At 74.9% G+C, this 25769-nt stretch carries 23 protein-coding genes and 1 pseudogene; 10 read left to right on the top strand and 14 right to left on the bottom strand.

What is annotated here, in order from left to right:
• Positions 1 to 205 precede the first annotated feature (205 nt).
• Entirely contained in the window at positions 206 to 1336 is a 1131-nt protein-coding gene (locus tag ACFRAC_RS23980) for an AI-2E family transporter (RefSeq protein ID WP_382927154.1), read from the top strand.
• On the opposite strand, the gene ACFRAC_RS23975 is transcribed toward ACFRAC_RS23980, so the two are convergent.
• From ACFRAC_RS23975 to ACFRAC_RS23935, 9 genes and pseudogenes are all read right to left on the bottom strand, one after another.
• Positions 1333 to 2007, bottom strand: a complete 675-nt coding sequence (locus tag ACFRAC_RS23975) for an adenosylcobinamide amidohydrolase (protein ID WP_382927150.1) — start codon at positions 2005 to 2007, stop codon at positions 1333 to 1335. The two genes, ACFRAC_RS23980 and ACFRAC_RS23975, sit on opposite strands and share 4 nt — an antisense overlap.
• Before the next feature lie 99 nt (positions 2008 to 2106).
• A complete protein-coding gene (locus ACFRAC_RS23970) occupies positions 2107 to 3399 on the bottom strand; it encodes an ABC transporter substrate-binding protein (RefSeq protein ID WP_382927148.1) in 1293 nt (430 codons plus the stop codon).
• Positions 3396 to 4535 carry a branched-chain amino acid ABC transporter permease gene (locus ACFRAC_RS23965; RefSeq protein WP_382927146.1) on the bottom strand — a complete coding sequence of 380 codons (1140 nt, stop codon included), beginning with the start codon at positions 4533 to 4535 and terminating at the stop codon, positions 3396 to 3398. The genes ACFRAC_RS23970 and ACFRAC_RS23965 overlap by 4 nt, the downstream gene beginning before the upstream one ends.
• Entirely contained in the window at positions 4528 to 5427 is a 900-nt protein-coding gene (locus ACFRAC_RS23960) for a branched-chain amino acid ABC transporter permease (RefSeq protein ID WP_382927143.1), read from the bottom strand. Before ACFRAC_RS23960 ends, ACFRAC_RS23965 begins: the two co-directional genes overlap by 8 nt.
• Positions 5424 to 6224, bottom strand: a complete 801-nt coding sequence (locus ACFRAC_RS23955) for an ABC transporter ATP-binding protein (protein ID WP_382927139.1) — start codon at positions 6222 to 6224, stop codon at positions 5424 to 5426. Before ACFRAC_RS23955 ends, ACFRAC_RS23960 begins: the two co-directional genes overlap by 4 nt.
• Positions 6221 to 7030 carry an ABC transporter ATP-binding protein gene (locus ACFRAC_RS23950; protein ID WP_382927136.1) on the bottom strand — a complete coding sequence of 270 codons (810 nt, stop codon included), beginning with the start codon at positions 7028 to 7030 and terminating at the stop codon, positions 6221 to 6223. Before ACFRAC_RS23950 ends, ACFRAC_RS23955 begins: the two co-directional genes overlap by 4 nt.
• Positions 7031 to 7756: 726 nt before the next feature.
• Positions 7757 to 9058, bottom strand: coding sequence for a PucR family transcriptional regulator (locus tag ACFRAC_RS23945; protein WP_382927133.1), 1302 nt, complete (start codon positions 9056 to 9058; stop codon positions 7757 to 7759).
• A 216-nt stretch (positions 9059 to 9274) separates the two neighbouring features.
• Positions 9275 to 10720: pseudogene (locus tag ACFRAC_RS23940) on the bottom strand (LuxR C-terminal-related transcriptional regulator); the annotation flags it as partial.
• A 288-nt stretch (positions 10721 to 11008) separates the two neighbouring features.
• Positions 11009 to 11920: an alpha/beta hydrolase gene (locus tag ACFRAC_RS23935; protein WP_382927131.1), complete on the bottom strand. Its 912-nt coding sequence runs from the start codon at positions 11918 to 11920 to the stop codon at positions 11009 to 11011.
• A 256-nt stretch (positions 11921 to 12176) separates the two neighbouring features.
• On the opposite strand from ACFRAC_RS23935, the gene ACFRAC_RS23930 reads away from it, so the two are divergent.
• The 4 genes from ACFRAC_RS23930 (at position 12177) to ACFRAC_RS23915 (ending at position 15658) form a co-directional block, all read left to right on the top strand.
• A complete protein-coding gene (locus tag ACFRAC_RS23930) occupies positions 12177 to 12824 on the top strand; it encodes a dihydrofolate reductase family protein (protein WP_382927128.1) in 648 nt (215 codons plus the stop codon).
• 124 nt (positions 12825 to 12948) lie between these two features.
• Positions 12949 to 13788, top strand: a complete 840-nt coding sequence (locus tag ACFRAC_RS23925) for a DUF1206 domain-containing protein (protein ID WP_382927124.1) — start codon at positions 12949 to 12951, stop codon at positions 13786 to 13788.
• A 28-nt stretch (positions 13789 to 13816) separates the two neighbouring features.
• Positions 13817 to 14248, top strand: coding sequence for a hypothetical protein (locus tag ACFRAC_RS23920; protein WP_361349538.1), 432 nt, complete (start codon positions 13817 to 13819; stop codon positions 14246 to 14248).
• A 282-nt stretch (positions 14249 to 14530) separates the two neighbouring features.
• Positions 14531 to 15658, top strand: coding sequence for a hypothetical protein (locus ACFRAC_RS23915; RefSeq protein WP_382927118.1), 1128 nt, complete (start codon positions 14531 to 14533; stop codon positions 15656 to 15658).
• A gap of 72 nt (positions 15659 to 15730) precedes the next feature.
• On the opposite strand, the gene ACFRAC_RS23910 is transcribed toward ACFRAC_RS23915, so the two are convergent.
• The 4 genes from ACFRAC_RS23910 to ACFRAC_RS23895 are packed head-to-tail and all read right to left on the bottom strand — an operon-like array spanning position 15731 to position 19280.
• Positions 15731 to 16612: an SDR family oxidoreductase gene (locus ACFRAC_RS23910; protein ID WP_382927114.1), complete on the bottom strand. Its 882-nt coding sequence runs from the start codon at positions 16610 to 16612 to the stop codon at positions 15731 to 15733.
• Positions 16613 to 16653: 41 nt separating this feature from the next.
• Entirely contained in the window at positions 16654 to 17115 is a 462-nt protein-coding gene (locus ACFRAC_RS23905; protein ID WP_382927110.1) for a hypothetical protein, read from the bottom strand.
• Between the two features lie 49 nt (positions 17116 to 17164).
• Positions 17165 to 18784 (bottom strand): phytoene desaturase family protein, encoded by a 1620-nt coding sequence (locus tag ACFRAC_RS23900; RefSeq protein WP_382927106.1) that lies wholly within the window; start codon positions 18782 to 18784, stop codon positions 17165 to 17167.
• Positions 18777 to 19280, bottom strand: a complete 504-nt coding sequence (locus ACFRAC_RS23895; RefSeq protein WP_382927101.1) for an SRPBCC family protein — start codon at positions 19278 to 19280, stop codon at positions 18777 to 18779. The genes ACFRAC_RS23900 and ACFRAC_RS23895 overlap by 8 nt, the downstream gene beginning before the upstream one ends.
• 119 nt (positions 19281 to 19399) lie before the next feature.
• Here ACFRAC_RS23895 and ACFRAC_RS23890 point away from each other — a divergent pair, with 119 nt between their 5' ends.
• The 5 genes from ACFRAC_RS23890 (at position 19400) to ACFRAC_RS23870 (ending at position 24896) form a co-directional block, all read left to right on the top strand.
• A complete protein-coding gene (locus ACFRAC_RS23890; protein ID WP_382927098.1) occupies positions 19400 to 20086 on the top strand; it encodes a DNA alkylation repair protein in 687 nt (228 codons plus the stop codon).
• Between the two features lie 76 nt (positions 20087 to 20162).
• Complete coding sequence (locus ACFRAC_RS23885) at positions 20163 to 21080, top strand: amidohydrolase family protein (RefSeq protein WP_382927095.1); 918 nt, start codon at positions 20163 to 20165, stop codon at positions 21078 to 21080.
• Between the two features lie 401 nt (positions 21081 to 21481).
• Positions 21482 to 22843 carry a bifunctional o-acetylhomoserine/o-acetylserine sulfhydrylase gene (locus ACFRAC_RS23880; RefSeq protein ID WP_382927092.1) on the top strand — a complete coding sequence of 454 codons (1362 nt, stop codon included), beginning with the start codon at positions 21482 to 21484 and terminating at the stop codon, positions 22841 to 22843.
• Between the two features lie 5 nt (positions 22844 to 22848).
• Positions 22849 to 24066 (top strand): homoserine O-acetyltransferase, encoded by a 1218-nt coding sequence (locus tag ACFRAC_RS23875; protein WP_382927089.1) that lies wholly within the window; start codon positions 22849 to 22851, stop codon positions 24064 to 24066.
• Positions 24063 to 24896, top strand: a complete 834-nt coding sequence (locus ACFRAC_RS23870) for a DUF1684 domain-containing protein (protein ID WP_382927087.1) — start codon at positions 24063 to 24065, stop codon at positions 24894 to 24896. Before ACFRAC_RS23875 ends, ACFRAC_RS23870 begins: the two co-directional genes overlap by 4 nt.
• A gap of 53 nt (positions 24897 to 24949) precedes the next feature.
• On the opposite strand, the gene ACFRAC_RS23865 is transcribed toward ACFRAC_RS23870, so the two are convergent.
• The gene (locus ACFRAC_RS23865) at positions 24950 to 25732 is read right to left on the bottom strand and encodes a sulfite exporter TauE/SafE family protein (RefSeq protein WP_382927085.1); all 783 of its coding nucleotides are present in this window, start codon (positions 25730 to 25732) and stop codon (positions 24950 to 24952) included.
• Positions 25733 to 25769 lie beyond the last annotated feature (37 nt).

The following is a 25769-nucleotide window of genomic DNA, read 5'->3' as shown; positions in this document are numbered from 1 at the left end:
CCGTGCGTCGGCGTCCGCACCGGCGAACCCTCAGCGCCCATCAGCATGTCCTCCCGGCCGACGCCACGGCGACGCGGTACGGCATGACCCGACCGGGCGGCCAGACATGCCGTACATCTCCTGATTGTCAGGGTGTACCGGCCTTCGGGCGAATTGCGGGCACCGGCCGCGATCCCCCGGACGCGGGGTGGTACGGGGCATGGAGATGGCCACTCCCCCCGATCCGTCCTCCCCGCCGCCGGGTCGCCCGAGCGGCACGGACCCGGGCGTGCCGGGATGGCTGCGGACGTCGGCCGCCTACGCGTGGCGGATCATCGCGGTCGCGGTCGTCGTGCGGGCCGCCTTCTCGGTGCTCGGGCAGTTCCACCGGATCGCCGTCGCCGTCTTCCTCGCGCTGGTCCTCACCACCGTGCTGCGCCCGGTCACGGGGCTCCTCGCCCGCCGGCTGCCCCGTCCGCTCGCGGTCGCGACGGCCCTCGTCGGCGCCCTGGCGCTGGTCGTCGGGGCGCTGGTGCTGGTCGGTGCGACGGTCGCCGACCAGCGCAAGGGCCTGCAGAGCGAGTTCGAGAAGGGGATCGACCGGATCGAGGGCCAGTTGGAGGGACCGCCGTTCCGGCTTCCCGCGGACACCTTCAGCGATGTGCAGAAGCGGATCGGCACGCTGCTGTCCGAGCATCGGTCCACGGTCATCAGTGAGGCGGTGAGCGGTGCGAGCCGGCTCGTGGAAGTCCTCACCGTGCTCGCGCTGGCGCTGTTCTGCGCCGTGTTCTTCACGCATTCGGGCGAGCGGCAGTGGCAGTGGATCTGCGACCAGCTCCCCGCCTCCGCGCGACGGCCGGTCGGGGTGGCGGGCCGGGCCGCCTGGCGGACCTTCACCGGGTACACCCACGGCATCCTGCTGGTCGCGGGCACCAACGCCGTCCTCGTGGGCGTCGCCCTGCTCGCGCTGCGCGTTCCGCTGGCCGTGCCCCTGGCGCTGCTGGAGTTCGCGGCCGCCTTCATCCCGCTGATCGGCTCACCCGTCGCCCTGGCCGTCGCGGCCGTCGTGGCGCTGGCGGCGAAGGGGCCGACGACGGCGCTGATCGTGGTGGCGCTGATCGTCGTCATCGGGCAGATCGAGGGGCATGTGCTGCATCCCCTCGTGCTGAGCTGGGCGGTCAGCCTGCATCCCGTCGTCGTGGTCCTCGCCGTCGTGGGCGGGGCCGTCGCGGCCGGCTTCATCGGCGCGGTGGTGGCCGTGCCCTTCGTGGCCGTCCTGTGGTCGGTGCGGCAGGCACTGCGGGGCATGGAGACCGGCCGTGAGGTCACGGGGAGCGGTGACCCGCCGGGGAACTAGGGGGTGGCGGCCGTGACGGCCTGGTGGACGGCGCGGGCCACGCGGGACCCCCACAGCGAGCGGGGCCCGCCGAAGGCGTACGTCTCCTCGCCGGCACGGGGGCGGCGCACGGCGACGCACACGGCGTCCGTGGGGGTGCCGGAGCAGTCGAGCCCGGCGTCGACCAGTGCCTGGACCTTGGCCTCGGTCGCGGTCATGACCGTGTTGACCAGGGCCGCGTCGGTCAGGGCCACCGGCACGGCGACCACGATGTTCACGGTCCCAGGCCGAACGGCCGTCGCGGCGGCCTCCGTCCAGTCCGCCGCCCAGCCCCGCACGCCGAGACCCGCGGTGGCGACGGCCGTCACCTCGCCGTCGTGCCCGCTGCCGTACGCCCGGACGTCCGCGGCCGTCATCAGCCCGACGCCCGGCCCATGCGCGCTCGCGTCGCGGGCGAGTTCGGCGAGGTGCCGGTCCGGGTCGGTGCGCCGGTAGCCGTGGGCGACCTGGGCGTTGAGGACCCAGGCGCGTTCGCCGATGCCCCCGCCCAGGACGGCGTTGCTGATCATCCGCCAGCCCTCCCCCGCCCGCCACAGCAGGGAGCCCAGCGACGCGCCGTCCTCCGTGCGGGTCAGGTGCTCCACCGCGGGCGCCGAGGGAGCGGGACGGGACGGGGGTACGACGGCGGTCACCGAGAGGATCTCCTTGCGCGGCGGGACCGGCTGATCGTACGGGACGGGCGGGGGCCGTCCGGGTCCGCCCGTCCCGGACCCGGACGGCCTGGCGCGTCGTCAGCGGCGGGAGGCCAGGTACTCCTTCACCCCGGGCGCGGTGTGCGCCTCCTCCTCGTTCACCACCGCGCCGACCGCCTTGGCGTCGGGCTTGAGCACATAGCTCTCGGTGCTGGCCGGCCGGGCCTTGTCGGAGAAGTTCTGGGCGGTGCCGAGGCCGACGTCGACCGCGGACTGCGCGCGGTGCGCCGCGACCACGTCCTCCCGGGCCAGACTGCCCTTCCCGCAGGCCTTCTTCAGGTCGTCGCCCATGATCCGGGCGGCGTTGTAGCCGGACAGCACCCCGGCGTCCAGCAGGGAGCCCGGGTACTTCTTCTGGTAGGCGGCGACCATCTCGCGCACCCCCGGCAGGTCGGAGCTGACCGCGGGAGCCGCGCTGACCACGTGCAGCAGGGCGGCGAGGGCCGGTGCGGCGGGGGTCTTCATCAGCTGCGGGGCGTAGCCGGGGGCGCTGGAGACGACGGGCACCTTCAGACCCCGTGACGCCGCGACACCGACCAGCGAGGCGGTCTGGGCGGGCCCGGCGCTGACGAGGATCGCCTTGACGCCTTCCTTCCGCAGCGCCGAGACCTGGGCGGACAGGTCGGTGTCGGTCGCCTTGATCTTCTGCCCGGCGACCTTCAGACCCGCCTTCTTCGCGGCCCATTCGGAGCCTTCGAGCGCGTTGGCGCCGTAGTCGCCCTCGAAGTAGACGTGGCCGATCGTGTCGCCCTTCGCCACCTTCTTCGTACGGGTCAGATAGTCGACGGCGGCGATCATGTCGATGTCGTAGGTGGTGCCCAGGACCTGGACGGCCTCCTTGTCGAGCAGGGAGGCGGCCCAGGCCTGCGGGAAGGTCAGCACCTTGTCCCGTTCGATGTCGTCGAGCAGCGCGGCCATCACGGGCGAGCCGATGACCTGGGGCAGGGCGACGACGTCGGAGGAGAGGTCGGCGTAGGCGGTGACCGCCTTCTGGACGTCGTAGCCGTGGTCCTTGACGACGATCTCGACGCGCCGGTCGCAGATGCCGCCGTCGGCGTTGACCTCGTCGGCCCACATCTGCTGGGCCTGCACGATGCTCTTGCCGAGGGTCGCGTACGGCCCGGTGAGGTCCGTCAGCGCGCCCAGCCTGATCGTCTTGTCGGTGACGCCGGGGCCGGTCTTGATGCCGCCGGCGCCGTCGCCGGTGTCCTTCGACGAGCCGGCCTTGGAGCTGCACCCGGTGCCGGCGAGCAGCAGGGCGGCGAGGGCCGCCGCCAGGAGGGTCCTGGTGCGGGGGGTGGCGCGGTGCGCGGGGTGGTGCGTGGGCTTCACGGGGTCGGCTCCTTGGCTCGTACGGCGGACGCGGGGGACGGGGAGGGTTCGGTGGCGTCGGCGGGCGGGGGCGCGGCGCGGGTGCGGCGCAGACGGGCGCGCAGGCGGCGGGTGAGGCCGTGCAGTCCGTCGGGGGCGAAGAGCAGGATCAGGACGATCGCGGCGCCGTAGAGGTAGCGGGCGGCCTCGGTGGGCCCGACCGTGCCGTCGGTGGTGCCGGGGGCCGCGACGAGCGGGAGCTGGTCGGCGTAACGGGTCATCAGCAGGGGCAGCGCCGTGACGAAGACCGCGCCGGCGGTGGCGCCCGCGACCGAGCCGAGGCCCCCGATGACGATCATGGCGAGGTAGTCGACGGACAGCACGAGGCCGAAGTAGTCGGGCACCACCCGGCGGAACGCCAGGGCGAGCAGCACCCCGGCGAGGCCCGCGTACATCGACGACACCACGAAGGCGGCCGAGCGGTAACGGGCGACGTCGACGCCCATCACGGCGGCGGCGGTCTCGCTGTCGCGCAGTGCCACCAGGGCGCGTCCGGGACGGCCGCGCAGCAGCCCCCGGGCGGTGAACCAGGTGACCGCGAACAGGGCGAGTCCCAGGTACCACAGGCGCTCCTCGGCGCCGAACGGCACGCCCAGCAGCGTGAGTTCGGAGTCGGCGGAGAACGAGAACCCGCCGAGTTCCAGCGGCGGCACCGAACGGCCGTTGAAGCCGCCGGTGACGGAGTCCGCCGTGAGCAGGACGTGGTGGCCGAGGAAGACCAGCGCCAGGGTGGCGACGCCCAGGTAGACGCCGCGCACCCGGCCGGCGACGGGGCTGAACAGCCCGCCCGCCGCCCCGGCCAGCAGCACCGCCAGCACGGCGGCCAGGGAGGTGGGGAGCCCCGGACCGGGCTCGCCCGCCAGCCACACATAGCCGTAGGCACCGACGGCGAGGAAGAAGGCGTGGCCGAGGGACAGTTGGCCGGCGGTGCCGGACAGCAGGCCGAGGCCCACCGCGCCGACGGCCGCGGCCATCGAGAACAGGCCGATGCGCAGCCAGAACGCGTCCAGGTAGAAGGGCAGGGCGCACAGGACGGCGACGGCGGCGAGGGTGCTGCCGAGGCGCAGCGCGCGGGCGCGGGAGGGTCGCTCAGACACGGACCGCCGCCTTTCCGCCGAACAGCCCGGTGGGCCGTACCAGCAGCACGAGCACCATCACCGCGTAGGGGGCGACGTCGCCGAACCCCTCGCCGAGGAGGTGCAGTTCGGACTGGTAGCCGGCGACGAGCGCCTCGGTGAGCCCGATCAGCAGGCTGCCCGCGAGGGCGCCCGGCGGGGACGCCATGCCGCCGAGGATCGCCGCGGGGAACGCCTTCAGGGCGATCTGCCCGGTCGTCCGTTCCAGCCCGGGGGCGGGGAACGCGGCGAGGAAGACGGCGGCGAGGGCCGCGAGCGCGCCGGCCAGGCACCAGGCGAGGGTGCGCACCCGCACCAGCCGCACGCCCATGAGGGAGGCGGCCTCGACGTCCTCGGCGGCGGCCCGCAGCGACAGGCCCCAGGAGGTGTACCGGAACAGGGCGAAGACCCCGGCGATGACGAGGGCCGAGACCACGATCGCGGCGATCCGGCTGTCCGCCACGGTGACCGGGCCCAGCGCGCTGACGGAGTCGCCCCACGGGTCGCCGAGCGACAGGAGGTCACCGCCGATGCGCCGGGACAGGTCGGTGAGGATGACGATGTCGACACCGATGGTGACGATGGTCTGCACATGGGCGGCGTGCGGGTCCGCTCCCCCGCCGGCCTGGAGCAGGAAGCGGTCCATGGCGCCGGCCACGGCCGCGGTGGCCAGGACGGACGCGGCGAGGGCGGCGGCGAAGCCGAGGTCGTCGTGGAGCACGGCGGTCAGATAGCCGCCGAGCAGCAGCAGCGAGCCGTGCGCGAAGTTCATGACGCCGGACGCCTTGAAGATGATGACGAAACCGAGGGCGACGAGGGCGTACACCGCGCCCAGGGCGAGGCCGTTGAAGAGGGTGTCCAGGAAGGTGGTCATGCCGCGTCCTCCTCGTCGGTGCCGGTGCCGAGGTAGGCGCGCAGCACCTCGGGGTCGCCCCGGACCTCGTCGGGGGTGCCGTGGGCGATGACCCGGCCGAAGTCGAGGACGGTGACCTCGTCGGCGAGCCGCATCACCAGGCCCATGTCGTGTTCCACCAGCACCACGGACAGGCCGAGTTCGGCCCGCACGGTGTGCACGACCTCGACGGCGCGGGCGCGTTCGGCCGCGTTCATCCCGGCGACCGGCTCGTCCAGCAGCAGGACGCTCGGTTCCAGGCACAGGGCGCGCGCGAACTCCACGCGCTTGCGGTCGCCGTAGGACAGCAGGGCGACGGGGCTGTCGAAGTGCTCGGCGAGACCGGTGAGTTCGGCGATCTCGCGGGCCCGTGCGAGGTGTTCGCGCTGCTCGCGGCGGGCGTGGGGCAGACGCAGCGCGCTGGCCGCGAAGCCGGCCCGGGACAGGGCGTGCCGGCCGAGCATCAGGTTGTCGGCGACGGTGCCCTGCGTGGTGACGATGTTCTGGAAGGTACGGGCCACACCGAGGGCGGCGATGCGGTGCGGGGCGAGCCGGGTCAACTCCGCCTCGCCGAGGCGTACGGTGCCCGAGGCCGGGCGGCACAGTCCGGAAAGGACGTTGAAGCAGGTGGACTTGCCGGCTCCGTTGGGGCCGATGAGCGCGTGCACGGTGCCCGGGGCGACGGTGAAGGACACCGTGTCCAGGGCGGTGAGACCGGCGAAGCGGACGGTCACGTCCGTCACGGCCAGTTCGGGCGGTGCGGTGGTGCGGACGGTCACGCGGCTCCCTGCCCCTCGGTGGTCTTCGTCGCGTCGCCGGCCTCCGGCGTCTCGCCCAGGTAGAGCCGGCGTACGGCGTCGGTGCGGGCGAGTTCGTCGGCGGGCCCGGACAGCCGGACCTCGCCGACCTCCAGGACGTGGGCGGTGTCGGCGAGGGACAGCGCCATGCCCGCGTTCTGCTCGACCAGCAGGACGGCGGTGCCCTGCGCGTGGATCTCGCGGACGACCTCGGCGATCCGGTACACCATCTGCGGGGCGAGGCCCAGGGAGGGCTCGTCCAGCAGGAGCAGCCGTGGCGCGGCCATCAGGGCGCGGCCGATGGCGAGCATCTGCTGTTCGCCGCCGGAGAGCAGCCCCGCGGCCTGCCGGGTGCGTTCGGCCAGCCGCGGGAAGAGTGCGAAGACCCGGTCGCGGGCCTCGTCGACCTGCGCCGGTCTCCGCCGTCCCAGGCCGAGGCCGCCGGTGCGCAGGTTCTCGTCGACGGTGAGCCCGGCGAAGACGCGGCGGCCCTCGGGTACTTGGACGACGCCGGCGCGCACGGCGGCGACCGGGTCGCGTCCGTGGAGTTCCGTGGCTCCGTAGCGGATCCGGCCGGCCGTGACGGCGCCGCGGTGCAGGCGCAGGGTCCCGGACACCGCGCGCAGCAGGGTCGTCTTGCCCGCCCCGTTGGCGCCGAGCAGGGCGACGACCGAGCCGTGCGGGACGGTCAGGGACACGGAACGCAGGGCGGACACGGCCCGGCCGTAGGTCACGTCGAGGGCTTCGACGCGCAGCGCTGGCTCGTCGTCCGGTGGTGCTTCGGGCATCACGTCTCCTCGGATCCGTGCCGCGGGGCACGGGTGCGTCGGGGGGAAGGGCAGCCCACGACAGCACGCCCGCGACCGGCCGGTACAGGCCCCCGCCCCAGGTCGCTGCGCGGTCCCAACGGGGCTGGCCCGGGGTTGTGCGGGTGCCCACCAGGGCCCTGCCGATCGGGTGTCCGGGCTCGCCGCTCCCCCTACGAGCTGCCCAGGATCTCCGCCCCGCGGTCCCGTTACTCCTGCTCCGTGAGCATGCCGGACGCGCGGTTCGTCCAGGGTGGCCGGGCGGGCGGCGACGTGGCCGGCGGAGTCCGGCGGGGGCGGGGTGCCGGCGGCGCGGCGGTGGCCCAGCAGGTCGGCGGGGGCCGTGCCCTGGTCCGACTCCTCCGCCGTCCGCGTCGGCATGTCGTGGCCGTAGCGGACCAGCCGCCGGTCCGTCATGACGAGGACCCCGGTGCCGCGGCTGTGGGACCCCATGGCGAGCATCTCCACGGTCTCGCCCTCGCTCAGCACCTCGGGCAGCCGCCGTACCGGGCGTGCCGCACACCGAGGGAGGCGGCACGGAAGGCCACGGCGTCGATCCGCGTCCGCGGGCCGCCGCGCGGCCGGGGCCGAGGCACGGGCGGGAGGGGCCCCGCGCCGGTGTTCACCGTCAGCCGTGGCGCTTCCGGGAGTGCACCACCCGGGCCCGGCCGCGCATCTCCGTACGGCGGCCGGGGCGGGCGCGGCCGGTCAGCCGCGCAGCAGGCGCCGGGCCGTCAGGGCGAGGCTGATGTCGACCACGTCGACCGGGCGGGCCAGGGAGCGGCCGGTGAGCTGTTCGCAGCGGCGCAGGCGGTTCAGGACGGTGTTGCGGTGGCAGTACAGGCGCTCCCCGGCCCGCTGGGCGGAGCCGTCGCAGTCGAACCAGGCGGTCAGGGTGTCCAGCAGGACGTCCCGGTCGGCCGGGTCCAGGCGCAGCAGCGGGCCGAGCACCCGTTCGGTGAGGGTGGCGCCCAGCTCCGGGCAGGAGACCACGAGGGCCTCGGGCAGGTGCTCGGTGAGCCGGACCGTGCCGCCCTCGGGCGGGCAGATGCCGAGCGCCAGATCGGCGAGGCGGCGGGCGTCGCCCACGGCGGCCAGGCCGGACACCGTGCCGCCGACGCCGATGCGCCGCCCGGGCACGCCGTCGGCGGTCAGCCCCAGCGCCTCGACAGGGTCGCGGCCGTCCGCCTCGTCCCCCTCGTCCCCTTCGTCGCCGACCAGGACGATGCCGTGGTCCACTTCCCCTCCTGAGTGCCAGTACACGCTCGCACCGGGTGGTACGGCGGTGGCGCGGACGCCCGCCGGCAGCTGGGGCCGGCCGCCCGCGACCGCGACGACGACGTAGCGGCCCTGTTCCGGCAGGCGCAGGCCCTCGGCGGTCTCCGGCAGGTCGGCGATGCGGCTCGTGCCGTCGAGGAGGGCGGCCGCGAGGAGCCGCACCCGGTTCTCGCGCCGCCAGGCCAGCTGCCGTTCGGCGTGCCGGTACGCCTCGGCGACGATGCCGCAGTGCTCGTCGACGAAGTCCCACACGTCGGTGGCGACGTGCACCAGGAGCCGGACGTCCTCGGGCGCCGAGCGGGACGTCTCCTCGACCAGCCGCTGCCAGACGAGGGAGCCGCCCAGCCGGAACGCGTGCAGCAGGGCGTCCAGGGGCAGTCCCTGCTCGGCCCGCGTGACGCCGATCCGCCAGGTGCAGCGGTGCGCGGCGTCGCGGGTGCCGCGCGGGTCGAGCAGGGAGGCGACGCTGTGCCGCAGGGAGCGGTGGGCCTCCTCCCAGGCGGCGCCGTGGTCGTGCGCCAGCGCGGTGCGGTACGCGGGTTCCTGCTCGCCGAGGACGGCCAGGAGCCGGTCGGTGAGTGCCGGGAGGTCGTCGAGCAGGACGCGGGCCGCCCGGTGCAGGACACGCAGCGCGTCGGCGTCGATCAGCGACCGCAGGCGCGGGGTCCGCTGCCGCGGGACGGGCACCGGCCCGGTGCGGATCATGGCGCGTGTGCGTACTGCAGGATGCATCGCGGTCCTCCCCCAGCCTCGGCTTCCCGGCAGGGCTCCGGCGCCGGGCCGGCTCAGCGGCGTCCGGCGGGGTGCGCTGCCCATGCGGCGGTCGCCACCCGAATCGTCCTGCACCGAAGGATGACATACCGTCCGGTCGGTCCCTAGGGGTGTGCAGGCGCATTCTTCGGCCGCCGCCCGTCGCGGCCGCCCGTACGGGGGCCGTCCCGGCGTGGATCACCGGTCCTCCTGGCCGACCATGAGCGCCAGTTCGATGCGGGAGCGGACACCGAGCGCGGCGAAGACGTTGCGCAGGTGGTAGTCGACGGTGCGGGTGCTGACGGCGAGGCGCTGGGCCACCTCGCGGTTGGTGGCGCCCTCGGCCACGTACCGGGCGACGCGCAGCTGCTGCGGGGTGAGGTGGGCCAGGCCCGCGGCCCGCTCGGTCCTGGACGCGGCACCGTTGGCGCGCAGTTCCCCGCGGGTCTGGTCGGCCCAGGCGGCGGCGCCGCAGCGCTCGAACCCGACCAGGGCGGCCCCGAGGCGGCCGCGGGCCTCGCGCAGGCGCCGGCGCCGGCGCAGCCAGCGGCCGTACAGCAGCTCGGTGCGGGCGCGCTCGAAGTCGCCGCCCGCCTCGTCGTGCAGGGCGAGCGCCCGCAGGTAGAGGGCGTCGGCCCGGTCGCCGGGGGCGAGCAGGGCCCGGCAGCGGGCGAGCTGCGCCGGGGCGTGCGGGTCGGCGCCGAAGGCCGCCCACAGCGCGAGGTCGCCGACGACCGTCCGCGCCTCCTCGGGGTGCCCGGCGAGCACCGCGGCCTCCACGAAGCACGGCACGGCGAGCATCCAGACGGCGAAGTGCCCGCGCCGGGGGCCGGGTCCGACGAGCGGGCCGAGCCGGTCCGCGGCGTCCAGAGGGCGCCCCCGGGCCAGGTCGGCGCGGGCCACGGCCCATTCGGCGAGGGTCGCCGCCTGCGCCAGGCCGTGCCGGCGGGCGACGGCGAGGGCGGCCGCCGCGTACCCCTCGACCGCGCTCGTGTCCCCCTCGATCGAGGCGGCCAGGGCCAGCATGGCGTGGTGGCTGGCCGCGGTGTTGCGGTGCCCGGCGACCGCCGCGGCCCGTACGCCCTCCTCGGCGTGGGCGCGGGCCTGCGCGTGGCGGCCGGCCCGCAGTTCGCCGTAGGCGAGGTACTCCAGGGCCCGCGCCTCCGACGCGGCGCAGTCCGCGTTGCGGGCCGCGGCCAGGGCGCGGGCGCCGGCGGCCCGGGCCTCCCGGAGGTCCCCGAGCAGCAGGGCCGCGGACGCCGCCCGCAGCAGGCGTTCGGGCCGGTCGTCGGTGCGGGCGCGGTCGAGCACCCGCCGCAGCGGGCCGGCGGCGCGCTCCGGGCGCCGGGCCAGCAGCGCGCGCATGCCGTCGCGGTGGTCCCGGAGGAAGGCGTCCTGGGGCCATCGCGGGCCGGAGGGGGCGTCCGCCGGGTCCTCGCCGTCGAGCGTGCTCAGGCAGGCCGTGATGTCGCCCGCCGCCCAGGCGGCCTCGGCCGCGGACATCCGGGCGGCCTCGGCCTGTGCGGGGGCGTCCGCCGCCAGCAGGGACGCGGCCAGCAGCAGGCTCTCCCGGGCGTCGTCCACCGGTCCGTCGAACAACTGCTCTCCGCCCCGGGCGAGTTCGAGGCGTCCTCGGTCGACCACGACCGACCCGGCGCCGTCCTCGCGGGAACGGCCCCTCTCCGGGGGAGCCGTTCGCGCGCTGCTCCTGTCTGTGGTCATTCCCGTGACGTTACGGGCGCGTAACGCGACGCGGAAGGCCCGCGTCCGTACGGGGACCGGGCCACAAACGTGACTTCACCTGCGGGTTGACCAAGGAGGCGGGGTGGCGGGACTGTGCCGGCGCCCAGCCGTCCGCGCCGGGGACCGTGCCCGGGCACAACGGGGCGGTGGACGCCGTACGCGCGTCCACCGCCCGAGTGCGGGGGAACGTCAGGAGGTGTGGGGGCAGTTGCCCCGGTACTCCTCGATGGTCAGGCTCGGCCCGGGCAGCGGGCACAGGAACTGCTCGTAGCGGGTGTCGTTGTCGATGAACCGCTTGAGCCAGGAGATGCTGTACTTCGCGATCGTCGTGTTCGACGAGTTGGGCGTGAAGTGGGTCGCCCCGTTCAGCTCCAGGTACGCCCGGTCGAGGCGCGAGGGCAGGCTGGTGTAGAACGGCTCGGCGTGCGAGGCGACCGGGGCGACGGTGTCGCCGTCGGCTCCGACGATCAGGGTCGGTGTGGTGAGCTCGGGCCAGGTCTTGTCGACGTTCCACGGGGTCAGCGGGATCGCCGCCTGGAGCGACGGCCGGGTCTTGGCGGCCTCCAGGCTGCCGCCGCCGCCCATGGAGTGGCCCATGACGCCGAGGCGGCTCGCGTCGATCCGCCCCCGTACCGCACTGCGCTCGGTCAAGTAGTCCAGTGCGGCCAGGAGTTGACGGCCCCGGGAGTCGGGTTGGTCGACCGTGGTGAGCGTGTCGATGGTGAACACCACGAAACCCTGCGAGGCGAGCCGCGGTCCGAGCCAAGCGATCGACGACTCGTACGCCGTGAAGCCCGGGGAGACGGCCACGGCGCCGAAGGTGCCGTCGCTGGTCGACGTCGGGTAGTAGATGGTGCCGCCGCCGAAACCGGTGACCGAGAGCGAGGACACGGAGGTCTGCGACACCGCGTACGGGCCGCGCGCGGCCTCGATGCCGGCCGTGGTCGGAGCCGGTCCGCGCTCGTAGGGGTTGTCGGCGGCGTGGGCGCCCGGACCGCCGAGGGTGCCGAGTCCGACGAGCGCGGCGAGGGCCGCGGCGGCGCCGGCGAGGCGTCCGGTCCGGCGCCTCGCGGGCGCGGTGCTGTGGGGGTGCAGTTGCACGGGTCGTCCCTTCTGTCGTGGCGGGCGGCCGCCCGCCACGGGCACACGGGACATGGGGAGTCGGCCGTGTGCCCGCGGCGGGGCCCGCCGTGGGCTGGCCGTGTCACTGTCGGGGACGGTGCGGCCCGCGCGGACCGGCAATGTCACCGGTCTCGTGGCGCACACGACGCGCCATGCGCCGTTTCGCTGCGCGGCGGCCGAGGAGCGGCCAAGCTGGGGCCCGGAACGTCCGACCGCAGGAGCAGGGAGCCACCGCATGTCACTCGCCCGTGTGCACAACTTCTCGGTCTCGCTCGACGGCTTCGCCACGGGTGAGGGACTCAGCCGCGCGGCGCCGTTCGGGCACGCCGGGGAGCGGCTGCACCAGTGGATGTTCGCCACCCGCTGGTGGCACGGGAGAAGCGGCCAGGAGGGCGGGAACAGCGGCCCCGACGACGCGTTCGTCCGGCGGTTCGAGCCCGGGATCGGCGCCGAGATCATGGGCGCCGGCAAGTACGGCTATCCCGGCTGGCACGAGGACCCGGAGTGGAAGGGGTGGTGGGGGCCCAATCCGCCGTTCCACACTCCGGCGTTCGTCCTCACCCGGCACACCCGGCCGCCGATCGCCATGGAGGGCGGCACCACGTTCCACTTCCTCGACACCTCCCCGGCCGTCGCGCTGGAGACGGCACGCGAGGCCGCGGGTGGGCAGGACGTGCGGATCGGCGGGGGCCCCACCGTGGTCCGGGACTTCCTCGCCGCCCGGCTGATCGACCATCTGCACGTCGTGGTCGTGCCGATCGTCCTGGGCCGGGGCGTCCGTCTGTGGGACGGGCTGGAGGACCTGGAGAAGGACTACGCCGTCGACTCCGTCACCACGTCGAGCGGTGTCACCCATCTGACGTTCGACCGGACCGGCCGCTGACCCGTACGGCACACGATCCCCTCAGGTCACCCGCTCTCCCGCCGGACACACCCCGGACGGCCTCTCTGGAGGCGCCGCGTGTGCGGTGGCCGCGCCGGGGCATGCGGACCTCCGGGAGGTCTACATGAACACGAGGGCGATGGCGTCGACCGGACGGCTGCGGGCCCGGCGTGCCGCGCGGGGTTCGGTCACGCGGGGGGCGGCACGAGCGGGGCTGGCCGCGCGAGGTGTGATCTATCTGCTGGTCGGGGCGCTGGCCCTGCAGGTCGCGTTCGGCGACACCGGCCAGCAGGCCGACCGCGGGGGAGCCCTGGCCGAGCTGTCGCAGCGGCCGTTCGGCGCGGTCCTGCTGTGGGCGCTGGGCCTCGGGCTGGTCGGCATGGCGCTGTGGCGGCTGAGCGAGGCCGTCTTCGGTTCCCTCGGCGAGGACGGGCGCAGCCCGCGCAAGCGGCTGCTGGCCGCGGTCCGCTGCGGGTTCTACGTCTTCGTCGCCTACTCCGTGCTGTACTTCGCCGCCACCCGGCACCAGAGCGGCGGCGGGTCGAGCGACAAGCAGTCGCGGGATGTCACCGCGCGGGCGCTGGAGCTGCCCGGCGGTCAGTGGCTGGTCGGCGCGGCCGGGATCGGTGTGGTGGCCGCCGGTGGCTGGATCGGTGTGCGGGCGGCCCTGCGCAAGTACCACGACAAGCTCCAGCTGGGCCGGATGAGCCGCCGCACCCGGCAGCTGGTCGACGTCACCGGCGTGGCCGGCGGGGTGGCGCGCGGCCTGGTGTTCGCCGTGGCCGGCGTCTTCGCGGTCCGTGCGGCGGTCGACTACGAGGCGGACCGGGCGAAGGGCCTGGACGACACGCTGCGCAGCCTCGCCGAGACGCCGCTCGGGCCCTGGCTGCTGGTCGGCGTGGCGGCGGGTCTGGTGCTGTTCGGGGTGTTCTCCTTCGCACTCGCCCGTTGGCGCCGTGTGTGAGCCGCGCCGCGCGGGAAACACGGGGCGAATGAGCGAATTCGAGATTCCGCAAGGCGACGGCCGGCCCGTGGACGTGTACCTGGACCTCCTGCGCATTCGGATGGACACGGAGGACTACCGCCTCCTGCGACGCCTGGTGGAGCCCGTCCTCCAGGCGATCGAGGAGGAGCGCCTGTCCAGCCTCGACCTCGCGCTCGACTCCGGGGCCGACGACCTGCCCCAAGAGGTCCGTGAGGAGGCCGCCCTGGTGATCGCCACCGCGGTCACCGGCCGCATGGACAACGAGGTGGTCGAGATCGACGTCGACGAGACCGGTCCGGTCCGCATCGTCACCGACGCCACCACCGCTTCCGATCCTGTCCGCCTCGGCGAGATCGCCGACTACATCAGGGAACGGCACAGGGAGACGGAGGAGCTGCGTGGCATCGCCGAGGTCAGCGGGCTCTCCACCGACTTCTGAACCAGAGCGAGGACGAGGGGTGTCCCTGGAGCTCCGGCTCCCCGGGCGCCCCTTCGGCATGCCCGCTCAGGACGCCGGTTCCCCCGGCGAGGTGCGGCGAGAGGCGGCGCGCGGAGGCGGTCGGCCAGCGCCGTGACGCCCTCCGGCGGCCATCGGGAGGTCCGGTCGCCGACCCGCGCCCGCGGGGTCGTGTTCCGGCCACGGGCCGCGACGCAAGATCGTCTCCCTCTATCCTTCCGCTGCCTGCCGTCGACGGCAGGCCCAGGACGGACGGGGGACGACATGACATACCGGCGCGCGGCGATACCGGCACTGGCCGGGGCCGTACTGATCACGCTGCTGCTGTGGTGGGCGGGGGCGAGCGCCCACGCCCTCCAGCTCCAGGGCGCCACCCGCGCGCTCGGCATCGAGTCCGTCCTGGAGCTGCGGCGCTGGCTGGCGCCCTGGGCCTACGACCCGTCGGTGCTGACCTCCCCCGGTGACGACACGGGGGTGAGCGGGGCCCCCGCGTACTCGGATCTGCGCCGCACCGGGATGCAGATCAGGTTCGTGGCGCTGTTCGTCCTCTACGGGGCCGGCGCGCTGCTGCTCCTGCGCAGGATGCCGCCCTCGCACGGGCGGACGCCCGGCACGCTGCTCGCGCTGTGGGCGTGGGGGCCGGTGGCGGGGACGCTGGCGGTCGCCGTCTCCACGCCGTGGCTGATCGCCTCGGGCGGGCAGGGCAGCTACCGGTTGCTGCCGCGGCTGGCGGCGGGCATCGAGTCGAGCGGACCGGTGGCGGTGCTCGCGGCCCTGCTGACCGCCGGGCTCACGGTGCTGGTGGGACGAGCGGCCGCCCAGGACGGGGAGACACCGCCCCGTTCCGCGGTGCCGGCCCGCCCCGCCCGCCTGGCCGCCTCGCTGGGCACCGCGGTGGTCGCCGTGTCCCTGCTGATCCTGTCCTACGACCGGGTCACGGCCCGCATCCACACCGCCTTCAGCGGCACGGGACGGCTGTCGGAGCCCGGCGATCTGCTGCGTCAGTGGCTGATCCTCGGCGTTTGGTCGGGCCCGGCGGGCACGCCGTTCGGCGACTGGCTGGTGTACCGGCTCGTCGACGTGCTGATGCTGGCGGTGGTCTGGTGGTCCCTGCGGCTGCTGCCGGGCCTGCTGACGCGGGCCACGCTCCCCGCGATGGCGGTGGGCGGCGTCTGCGCGACGGTGCTGGCACTGCTGACGGGCCAGGTGCTGCGCATCCCGCTCGACGACACGCTGGGCGTCTGGGGCCCGACCCACTTCCTGGCCGCCCTCGGCGCCCACGTCCCGGCCGCGCTCACCTTCGGGGCACTGGCGGGCACGGTGGCCTTCGCGGCCCTCCGCCTGACGGGCGAGCGCACCACGCCGGCCCCGCAGCCGGTGCCGGCCGCCTGACGTTCCCCGGGAGCGGCGGAAAAGCGAGGGGCGGCGGGCTCTCGCCGGACCCGGGGTGCCTGTAGCCGGCCCTCAGGCGTCCCCGGCCGTCGCCGTCCGGTCGGCCTGGCCGCCCGCGCCCAGCGGGCCGGTGTGGTCGAAGGGGATCTCCGCCTCCAGCCGGGGCATGACGCGGCGGGCCACGCGCGTCACGACCGGGGGTATCGCCGCGCGCACCGGCTGGGTCAGCCGCAGCCACGCCGGGGCGTAGACGGCCGTACGGCGGTGTTCGAGGCCGGTGACCAGGCGGGCGGCGATCTGGTCGACCGGGTACACCCGGCGTGCGGGCGGCGGCATGTGGCCGCGCAGTTCGCGCAGGACGGCGTACCGGTCGGCGTCCCGGATCATGTCGGTGTCGGTCCAGTTGAGGTAGGCGATGCCCACGCCGACCCCGCGGTGCGCCACCTCTGCGCGCAGGGAGTGCGCGAAGGCCTCGACGCCCGCCTTGGAGGCGCAGTAGGCGCTCATCAGCGGCGCGGCGCCGATCGCGGCGAGGGAGGCGACCTGGAGGAGGAACCCCCGGGTGTCGAAGAGGTCCGGCAGGAAGGCGCGTGCCGTGTGGGCGCTGCCGATGAGGTTGACCTCGATGACACGCGCCCAGTCGGCGGGATCGGAGGAGGGGAAGGGGCCGCCCTCGGCGATCCCCGCGTTGGCGACCACGGCGGACACGGGGCCGAGGCCGGACCGTATCCGGGCGGCGGCGGCCGCGAGGGCGTCGGGGTCGGTGATGTCGGCCTCGACGGCCAGCGCCGGTCCCGGCAGCTCCCCGGCCAGCGCCTCCAGTTCCGGCTTCTCGTGGCCCAGCAGGGCCAGGCGGGCGCCGCGTCCGGCGATGCGCCGGGCCATGGCGGCGCCCAGGCCGCGGGCGGCTCCGGTGACGACGACCGTCCGGTCGGCGAGCGGGCTGCTGCGCACGGGCGGTCCCTCCTCTCGGTGGCGGCCGGGCACGGCCGGCGTCAGGACTCCTCGGTCGGCGGCAGCGGCGTGTGGTGGGGGTGGCCGGGGGTCCGGCGCTCCTCCTTCATCTCCGCCTCGAACAGGTGGTCCGTGCCGTCGGCGAGCTCCCGCAGCACACTCGCCTCCAGCTGCTGGAACGGCCGGTAGTAGGTGGCGTTGTAGGCCTCGATGATCTGGAACGTCCAGTGCCCGGGGATGACGTTGCGGCCGAGGATCTCCTCGCGGACCTTCCCGGCCCACTCGGGATGGCCGGCCTCGCGCAGCAGCTCGACCGCGCGGTCCAGTTGCAGGTCGGCGGTCCCGGTCAGCTGATGGAAGTCGTAGAGGCGGCCGCGGGCCCGCTCGGTCGTCTCCAGGGCCTTGGAGAGCGCTCCGAGGGCCTCGACGGTCTTGTCGTCGACCCCGGCGGGGCGGGGCCGGATGCGGTCGCGGGTCGTGGGGGCGTCGTCGTGCGCGGTCATCGTTCTCCTCGACGGCGTCGAACGGTCGGCGGTGGGTGCGGGTGCGTGGTCATCGTCGCGTGCCGGTGCGGTCGCGGCCGCTCAGGAAGCGCTGGGCGCGGGCCAGCCCGGGCGGACGGTTGCGGTGCAGGGCGGCGCGTGCGGCGTTCGCCCCGGGCGCGCCGTGCACTCCGCCGCCCGGGTGAGCCCCGGCGGAGGCCAGGAAGAGCCCCGGGACGGGGGTCTCCGGGCGCCCGGTGCCGGGGACGGGGCGGAAGAAGAGCTGCTGGTGCATGGCGGTGGTGCCGCCGTTGATGGCGCCGCCCACCAGGTTGCCGTCGAGGGCCTGCAGGGTCGGGGGCGCGAGGAGGCGGCGGGCCCGGATCAGCCGGCGGAAACCGGGGGCGAAGCGTTCCACCTGGCGTTCCATCCGGTCGGCCATGAGCTCCTGGTCCTTGGCGTTCCAGATGCCGGTGATGTTCTCGTCAGCGGCGTCGGCGCGGATGTCGTGGGGCACGTGGGTGTAGGCCCAGGCGGACTCGGTGCCCCGCGGGGAGCGGGAGGCGTCGGAGGTGGTCATCTGGCCGAAGAGCAGGAAGGGGCGGTCGGGGACCTGCCGCATGGCGATCTGCGCGGCGAAGCGGGTCAGCTCGTCCACGCCGTCCGCGAGGTGCACGGTGCCGGCGCGGGCCGCCTCCTCGGCCTGCCAGGGAACCGGCCCGTCGAGCGCCCAGTCGACCTTGAAGGTGGCGAAGTCCCACTGGAAGCGCCGCAGGTCGTCCAGCAGCTGCGGGGGCAGGTGCTCGGGTTCGACGAGGTCGCCGTAGAGGGCGGGCACGGCCAGGTCGGCCAGGACGGCCCGGCGGGCGGCCACGGTGTCGCCCGCCGCGGTCCGTACGCCGACGGCGCGCCCGCCGCGGACGAGGACCCGCTCCACGCGCTGCCCGCAGCGCACCTCGCCGCCGAGCGAGCGCAGGCGCCGCACGAGGGCGTCGGTCAGCGCTCCGGACCCGCCGGCCGGCACCGGGAAGCCGTACGTCTGGCCCAGCATCGTCATCAGCCAGCCGAAGCCGCCGCTGCCGGCCGACTCCGGGGCGAGGTCGGCGTGCAGGGCGTTGCCGGCCAGCAGCAGCCGGCCGCCCTGGCCGCGGAACTCCTCCTCGCCGAGGCGGCGCACCGGCAGGATCATGCTGCGGGCCATGCGCAGTCCGCCCGCGACCCGCAGGCGCCGGGCGAGCCGCACCGCCGCCCGCACCGGCGGGAACGGGGTGAACAGGGTGTCCAGCAGGTCGGGGCGCAGTCGCTCCCAGGTGTCGTGCAGACGCCGCCAGGCGTCCCCGTCGCCCGGTGCGAACGTCTCCAGGGACGCGGCGGTGACGTCGACGTCGCGGTCCAGCAGGGCGCAGCGGCCGTCCGTGAGGGGGTGGGCGACGACGCTGGGCGCGTGGCTCCATCGCAGTCCGTGGTCCTCCAGACGCAGCCGGGTCACGACCGGCGACGCGGCGGCGAGCGGGTAGAAGGAGCTGAACACGTCGTTGACGAAGTCGGGGTCGACCCCCCGGTCGTGGCGGACGGCGCCGCCGGGCTCCGGCTGTTCCTCCAGCACCTCCACGTGCCATCCGGCGTCGGCGAGGACATTGGCGGCGACCAGCCCGTTGGGGCCGGCGCCGATCACCACGGCGTCAGGCATGCCCGGCTCCGTGGGCCTGCGCGGGACTGACGGTGTCCTGCCGGCCGGGCCGCTCGTCCGGGTTCGCCTCGCTCTCGCAGAGCCGTGCGAGACGGGCGAGCATGGTGCGGTGCCGGAGCTGGATCAGCACCTCGAAGCCGGCGTTGTGCAGCAGGCCGCCGGCTCCCTGGAGAGGGTGCTCGTCCACGATGACCAGGGTCTCCTCGCCCCACGGCCGGACGTCGATCGAGATGCGGGCCGTGCCCAGCGGGCCCGCCTTGGCCTCCAGCTCCAGGATGCGGCCCTCCTCGTAGCGGCGGACGACCGTCTCGTTGGTCAGCCGGGCCGGGCCGATCCTGATCTCGAAGCGGATCGCCGAGCCCGTCCGCGGCCACTGTCCGCGTACGGGTTCGGACCGTGCGGTGCCCACGACCCACTCCGCGTACCGGGTGCCGTCCGCGAGGACGTCCCAGACGGCACTCGGCCCGACGTGTATCAGACGATGGCGTACGGCCACGGAGACCTCCAGATGCCAGGACCGCGTCGACGGTCGACTCCGACGCCCCGAGTTCCCGCACTCCGGGGGTCCAACCGGCGCCGTATGCTGCCCGCGCACGCAAGCGACGGGAGGCCGTGATGACGGAGGCAGCGGAGACCGGTACGACGGTGGCCGAGGTGATGGCCGAGCTGACCGCGCTAGAGGACCCCGGGGCCCGCGCGGTGAACGAGCGGCACGGCGACGACCACGGCGTGAACCTGGGCAAGCTCCGCGCGGTCGCGAAACGACTCAAGACGCAGCAGGAGCTGGCGCGCGGGCTCTGGGCGACGGGTGACTCGGCGGCGCGGCTGCTGGCCCTGCTGATCTCCCGCCCGAAGGCCTTCGGGCGGGACGAGCTGGACGCCATGCTGCGGGAGGCACGCACCCCCAAGGTGCACGACTGGCTCGTGAACTACGTGGTGCGCAAGAGCCCGCACGCGGAGGAGCTGCGCGTGGCCTGGTTCGCCGATCGGGACCCCGTGGTCGCGAGCGCCGGCTGGGCGCTGACAACCGAGCGGGTCGCGAAGCGGCCGGACGGCCTGGACCTGCCGGGACTGCTCGACACGATCGAGGCGGAGATGAAGGACGCCCCGCCGCGCCTGCAGTGGGCGATGAACCACTGTCTGGCGCAGATCGGCATCGAGCGCCCCGAGCACCGTGCGCGGGCGATCGCCGTCGGCGAGCGGCTGGAGGTCCTCAAGGACTATCCGACCTCCCCCGGCTGCACCTCGCCGTTCGCCCCGGTGTGGATCGACGAGATGGTGCGCCGCCGCGCGGAGGGGTAGCCGCCCCCCGCGCGTGATCTTCCGCACAAGGGAAGGGAGTGGACCGGCCCGGGCGTCAGGGGTGATCGTGAACGGCATGACGGACCACCGCTCGCCGCAGACTCCCCGCAACGATTCCGCCGAGGCGCGGGAGGTCCGTCGCTTCTGGGAGGGGCTCGGTCTGCCCGGTCTGATCGACGTCCACACCCACTTCATGCCGGAGCGCGTGCTGCGCAAGGTGTGGGCGTACTTCGACGCGCTCGGGCCGCTGACCGGCGGCGTCGAGTGGCCGATCACCTACCGGGCCGAGGAGCGGGAACGCGCGGACCTGCTGCGGGACTTCGGGGTGCGGGCCTTCACCGCGATGCTCTATCCGCACAAGCCCGGCATGGCCCGCTGGCTGAACGGCTGGGCCGTCGACTTCGCCCGCCGCACCCCCGGCTGTCTGCACACCGCGACCCTCTTCCCCGAGCCCGGGGTGCAGACGTACGTGCGGGAGGCCGTGGAGGCGGGCGCGCGGGTGTTCAAGGCGCATGTGCAGGTGGGGGCGTACGACCCGGCGGACGACCTGCTGGACGCGGCGTGGGGACTGCTCGAGGAGGCCGCCGTCCCGGTGGTGATCCACTGCGGTTCGGGACCCGCGCCCGGCAAGCACACCGGGCCCGGCCCGATCGGGCGGGTGCTCGCCCGCCACCCCGGACTGCGGCTGATCGTCGCCCATCTGGGCATGCCGGAGTACGAGGACTTCCTGGATCTCGCCGAGCGGTACCCGCAGGTGCGCCTGGACACCACGATGGCGTTCACCGACTTCTCCGAGAACCTGATGCCGTTCCCGCGCCGGGCGCTCCCCCGCCTGGCGGAGCTCGGCGACCGCGTCCTGCTCGGCTCCGACTTCCCCAACATCCCCTACCCGTACGCGCATCAGCTCCGGGCGCTGGAACGGCTGGGGCTCGGGGAGGAGTGGCTGCGGGCCGTGTGCCACGACAACGCCGCGAAGCTGTTCGACCTCCCTTGAGTCGTAGGGCTGTTCGGCGGCCCTGAGCCGCAGGGCTGCTCGACCTCCCTGAGCCGCAGGGCTGTTCGGCGTCCGGTGGGCCGTGCGGGTGCGGAGCGCCCCGGCTCGCCCTCACCGCACGGTTCCTCCCAGGTGACTGGTGCGCACACGCTTCCGTGTGGTTACCTGGGTCCATGACCGTGCTCGTGACCCGCCGCCACGTTGACTACGTGCGTGTCACCACCACGGCCTGTTCCGTCGTGAGCTGACCTCGTCCTCCGACGTTCGAACCCTTTTTTCCACCGCTCAGCGTCGACGGCTGACCCCTGCCCGGCTCCGGGAGGGGTCCCGTCGGCCCGCGGTCTCTTCACCCTCCCCTTTTCCCGTCCCAGGCATCGCCGCACCCGCACCCAGGGAGAGCCATGAGCCAGCCCATCGACTCCGTCACCGCCGGCCACACCCCCGAGGACGACCACACCGGTCCCGACACCTCCGCGTGGTCCTTCGAGACCAAGCAGATCCACGCCGGCGCCACCCCCGATCCGACGACCGGCGCCCGGGCGACGCCGATCTACCAGACGACGTCGTTCGTGTTCCGGGACACCCAGCACGCGGCCGACCTGTTCTCGCTGGCCGAGCCGGGCAACATCTACACCCGCATCCACAACCCCACCCAGGACGTCTTCGAGCAGCGCGTCGCCGCCCTGGAGGGCGGGGTGGCCGCCGTGGCGCTCTCCTCCGGGCAGGCCGCGGAGACCCTCGCGATCCTGACGCTGGCGGGCGCCGGGGACCACATCGTCTCCAGCGCGTCGCTGTACGGCGGCACCTACAACCTGTTCCGGCACACGCTGCCCCGGTTCGGCGTCGAGGTGTCGTTCGTCGAGGACCCCGACGACCTGGACGCGTGGCGTGCGGCGATCCGGCCCGGCACCAAGGCGCTGTTCGCGGAGACGCTGGGCAATCCGCGCGGCAACGTCCTGGACGTACGCGCCGTCGCGGACGTGGCGCACGACGCCGGGGTGCCGCTGATCGTGGACAACACCGTGCCGACCCCCTATCTGCTGCGGCCCCTGGAGCACGGCGCGGACGTCGTGGTGCACTCGGCGACCAAGTTCCTCGGCGGGCACGGCACCACGATCGCCGGTGTGGTGGTCGACGGCGGCACCTTCGACTTCGGGGCGCACGCCGAGCGGTTCCCGGACTTCACCGAGCCCGATCCCAGCTACCACGGCCTGCGGTACTGGCCGGCGCTCGGCCCGGGCGCCTTCGCCGTCAAGCTGCGGGTGCAGCTGCTGCGCGACCTCGGGCCCGCCCTCTCCCCGCACTCCGCCTTCCTGCTGCTCCAGGGCGTGGAGACGCTGAGCCTGCGGATCGAACGGCACTCGGCGAACGCGCAGGCGCTGGCGGAGTGGCTGGAGCAGCGCGACGAGGTGGCCGCCGTCCACTACCCGGGCCTGGAGTCCAGCCGCTGGTACGAAGCGGGCCGGCGGTATCTGCCGCGCGGCGCGGGCGCGGTGCTCTCCTTCGAACTGCGGGACGGCGCGGAGGCGGGCAAGCGGTTCGTGGACGCCGTCGAGCTGTTCAGCCATCTCGCCAACATCGGGGACGTGCGCAGCCTCATCATCCACCCGGCGTCCACCACCCACAGCCAGCTGGACGCCGAGCAGCTGGCGGCGACCGGCACCTCCCCCGGCCTGGTGCGCCTGTCGGTCGGCATCGAGAACCTCGCCGACCTCAAGGCCGACCTGGAGGCCGGGTTCCGCGCGGCGAAGGGCGCGTCCTGAACGCCATGACGACCCCGTCCCCGGTCCCCCTCCCGCCGGCCTCCGGGGCCTGGCGGGAGGGGGACCCGCCCGGGCGCCGCCGGTGGCACGTGCGCGAACGGCCGCTGGCGCTGGAGGCGGGGGGTGAACTCCCCGCTCTGCGGCTGGCGTTCGAGACATGGGGGCGTCTCGCGCCGGACCGGCGCAACGCGGTGCTGGTGCTGCACGCCCTCACCGGTGACTCCCACGCGGCGGGCCCGGCGGGGCCCGGGCACCCGACGGCGGGCTGGTGGGACGCGCTCATCGGGCCCGGGCGCGCGCTGGACACGGACCGCTTCTTCGTCGTGGCGCCGAACGTGCTCGGCGGCTGCCAGGGCAGCACGGGCCCCTCGTCGGCGGGCCCGTCCGGCCGGCCCTGGGGCGGCGACTTCCCGTTCCTGACCCAACGCGACCAGGTCGCGGCCGAGGTGGGACTCGCCGACGCGCTCGGCGTCGAACGCTGGGCGCTCGTACTGGGCGGCTCGATGGGCGGGATGCGGGCGCTGGAGTGGGCGGCCTCCCACCCGGAGCGCACGGACGCGCTGCTGCTGATCGCCACCACGGCGACGGCGAGCGCCGAGCAGATCGCGTGGGCCGGCGTCCAGACGCACGCCATCCGCTCCGACCCCGCGTGGCGGGACGGCCACTACCACCACACCGGGACGGGCCCCGACGCCGGTCTGGGCCAGGCCCGGCGGATCGCCCATGTGACCTACCGCAGCGAGCCCGAACTCCAGTCCCGCTTCGGCCGTGCGCCCCAGGCGGCGGAGGACCCGTGGGACGGGGGGCGGTACCAGGTCGAGTCCTATCTGGACCATCACGCGGCCAAGCTCGTGCGCCGCTTCGACGCGGGCAGCTACGTCGTCCTGTCCGAGGCCATGAACAGTCACGACGTGGGCCGCGGCCGGGGCGGGGTACGCGCCGCCCTGCGCCGGGTGCGCGCCCGGACCCTGGTCGCGGCGGTCGACTCGGACCGTCTCTACCCGCCGTCGCAGCAGGCCGAGCTGGCGGCGGGCATCACCGGCGCGGACGCCCCGCGGGTGATCGAGTCGCCGTACGGGCACGACGGGTTCCTCATCGAGACGGAGCAGGTCGCCGGGCTCGTCCGGGAACTGCTGCCCGCACCGCCCCGGCCTTCGGAGCCGCCGCTCCCCCAGCCCTCCGCCCGACCGACCCCGTCACCCCTTTCCCAGGAGCACGCATGACCATCCAGGACACCCCCACCGACCTCACCGCCTTCACCGCCGCGTGGGAGGAGTGGCACCGGCAGAAGGACGCCTCACTCGCCCGGGAGCACGGCTTCCTCGCCGTCACCGGCCTGCACTGGCTGGACGCCGGGCCTCGGCGCTTCCCGGACGCGCCCGGCTCCTGGTGGACGGACGCTGACGGAGTGGGGGTCGAACTCGCCGAGGGGGAGGAACTCGTCGTCGGCGGCACGCCCGTGCGCGGACGGCACGGCTTCGGCGTGATCCCGGAGCGCGGCGGCGTCGAGGCCGTGTGGGGCGACGCCGTGATCGAGGTCGCCAAGCGCGGCGGCCAGGACCTGATCCGGCCCCGGCATCCCGGGAACCCGCTGCGCACGCGCTTCACCGGGACACCCGCCTACGCGCCCCATCCGCGCTGGGTGGTCACCGGTACGTACACGCCGTTCCCGGAGCCGCGGCCGACCACGGTGGGCGCGGCCGTCGAAGGGCTCCAGCACGTGTACGACGCGCCGGGCGAAGTCGGTTTCCGCCTCGACGGCACGCCGCTGCGGCTGACCGTGTTCAACGGGCACACGCCGGGCAGCCTCCAGGTGCTGTTCACCGACGCGACGTCCGGGGTGACCACGTACGCGGCCAACCGCGCCCTGCACATCGACGCGCCGGCCGCCGACGGCACGGTGACCCTCGACTTCAACCGCGCCACCAACCTGCCGTGCGCCTACACCGATCTGGCGACCTGCCCACTGCCGCCCGCCGAGAACCGGCTGCCGGTGCCGATCGAGGCCGGCGAGCGGATCCCGCGCGAGCGGACGGGGCCGATCGCGCAGTGACGCAGCCGGCCCGGCGCGTGCTCCTCCTGCGCGCCGGGCCGGTTGACGCCCGCTCAGCCCAGGCCCCGCACCACGTACAGGCCGCCGACGCCGGCGGCCAGGGCGCCGAGGAGCAGGCGCAGCGCCCGCTCCGGCAGCCGGGGCTGGAGGTACGCGCCGAGGTAGCCGCCGATCAGACCGCCGACGCCGCAGGCCAGGCCGAGGGACCAGTCGGGGGCGACGTCGCCCGGGCCGGTGAGCGACAGCACGGCGAAGGCCGCCGCACCCACCACGGACGTCGCGAAGGTGGACGCGAGGGCGGCCGGGGCGACCACGGCGACCGGCATGCCGCTCCCCACGAGGACCGGACCGAGCAGGGAGCCGCCGCCGATGCCATAGATCCCGCCGACGATGCCGACCGCCAGGGCCAGCGCGGTGACGGCGCGCGGCGACGGCTCCGCGCGCCGGGGCGTCCGGGCGGGCCGCAGGGTGCGGGCGACGAGCCACAGGCCCAGCGGGGTGAGCAGCCCGGCCACCAGGAGCCGGAAGACGGTGGCGCCGGGGACGGCGAAGACCCGTACGCAGGCGCCGATCACCACGCCGGGGAGGGTGCCCAGCACCAGCAGCCGTACGAGAGGTCCGCCCAGGGTGCCCTCCCGCCGGTACCGCAGGAGGGCGCCGGGGCCGGCGACCACGTTGTAGAGCAGATTGGTGGGCGTGACCGCCGGGCTGGGCACGCCGAACACGCTGAGCTGCACCGGCAGCAGGAACACGGCGCCCGACACCCCCACCGGCGCCGTGACGAGGGCGATCACCAGACCGGCGGCGAGACCGTACAGTTCCGTCGGCCCGTTCATCCCGGCTCCTTTCCGTGGCCGGGAACTGTATCCGTGA

Origin of the sequence: Streptomyces sp. NPDC056628 (assembly GCF_042792555.1) — a bacterium.
In the GTDB taxonomy this organism is placed as follows: Bacteria; Actinomycetota; Actinomycetes; order Streptomycetales; family Streptomycetaceae; genus Streptomyces.
The sequence above is the reverse complement of the archived record's forward strand: the minus strand, read 5'-3'. Positions and strand labels throughout refer to the sequence as shown.

Excerpts from the sequence above, each read along its gene's own strand:
- ACFRAC_RS23980 (WP_382927154.1), top strand. The coding sequence starts at position 206 with ATGGCCACTCCCCCCGATCCGTCCTCCCCGCCGCCGGGTCGCCCGAGC.
- ACFRAC_RS23960 (WP_382927143.1), bottom strand. The coding sequence starts at position 5,427 with ATGACCACCTTCCTGGACACCCTCTTCAACGGCCTCGCCCTGGGCGCG.
- ACFRAC_RS23950 (WP_382927136.1), bottom strand. The coding sequence starts at position 7,030 with ATGCCCGAAGCACCACCGGACGACGAGCCAGCGCTGCGCGTCGAAGCC.
- ACFRAC_RS23945 (WP_382927133.1), bottom strand. The coding sequence starts at position 9,058 with ATGCATCCTGCAGTACGCACACGCGCCATGATCCGCACCGGGCCGGTG.
- ACFRAC_RS23930 (WP_382927128.1), top strand. The coding sequence starts at position 12,177 with ATGTCACTCGCCCGTGTGCACAACTTCTCGGTCTCGCTCGACGGCTTC.
- ACFRAC_RS23925 (WP_382927124.1), top strand. The coding sequence starts at position 12,949 with ATGAACACGAGGGCGATGGCGTCGACCGGACGGCTGCGGGCCCGGCGT.
- ACFRAC_RS23920 (WP_361349538.1), top strand. The coding sequence starts at position 13,817 with ATGAGCGAATTCGAGATTCCGCAAGGCGACGGCCGGCCCGTGGACGTG.
- ACFRAC_RS23915 (WP_382927118.1), top strand. The coding sequence starts at position 14,531 with ATGACATACCGGCGCGCGGCGATACCGGCACTGGCCGGGGCCGTACTG.
- ACFRAC_RS23905 (WP_382927110.1), bottom strand. The coding sequence starts at position 17,115 with ATGACCGCGCACGACGACGCCCCCACGACCCGCGACCGCATCCGGCCC.
- ACFRAC_RS23900 (WP_382927106.1), bottom strand. The coding sequence starts at position 18,784 with ATGCCTGACGCCGTGGTGATCGGCGCCGGCCCCAACGGGCTGGTCGCC.
- ACFRAC_RS23890 (WP_382927098.1), top strand. The coding sequence starts at position 19,400 with ATGACGGAGGCAGCGGAGACCGGTACGACGGTGGCCGAGGTGATGGCC.
- ACFRAC_RS23885 (WP_382927095.1), top strand. The coding sequence starts at position 20,163 with ATGACGGACCACCGCTCGCCGCAGACTCCCCGCAACGATTCCGCCGAG.
- ACFRAC_RS23880 (WP_382927092.1), top strand. The coding sequence starts at position 21,482 with ATGAGCCAGCCCATCGACTCCGTCACCGCCGGCCACACCCCCGAGGAC.
- ACFRAC_RS23875 (WP_382927089.1), top strand. The coding sequence starts at position 22,849 with ATGACGACCCCGTCCCCGGTCCCCCTCCCGCCGGCCTCCGGGGCCTGG.
- ACFRAC_RS23870 (WP_382927087.1), top strand. The coding sequence starts at position 24,063 with ATGACCATCCAGGACACCCCCACCGACCTCACCGCCTTCACCGCCGCG.
- ACFRAC_RS23865 (WP_382927085.1), bottom strand. The coding sequence starts at position 25,732 with ATGAACGGGCCGACGGAACTGTACGGTCTCGCCGCCGGTCTGGTGATC.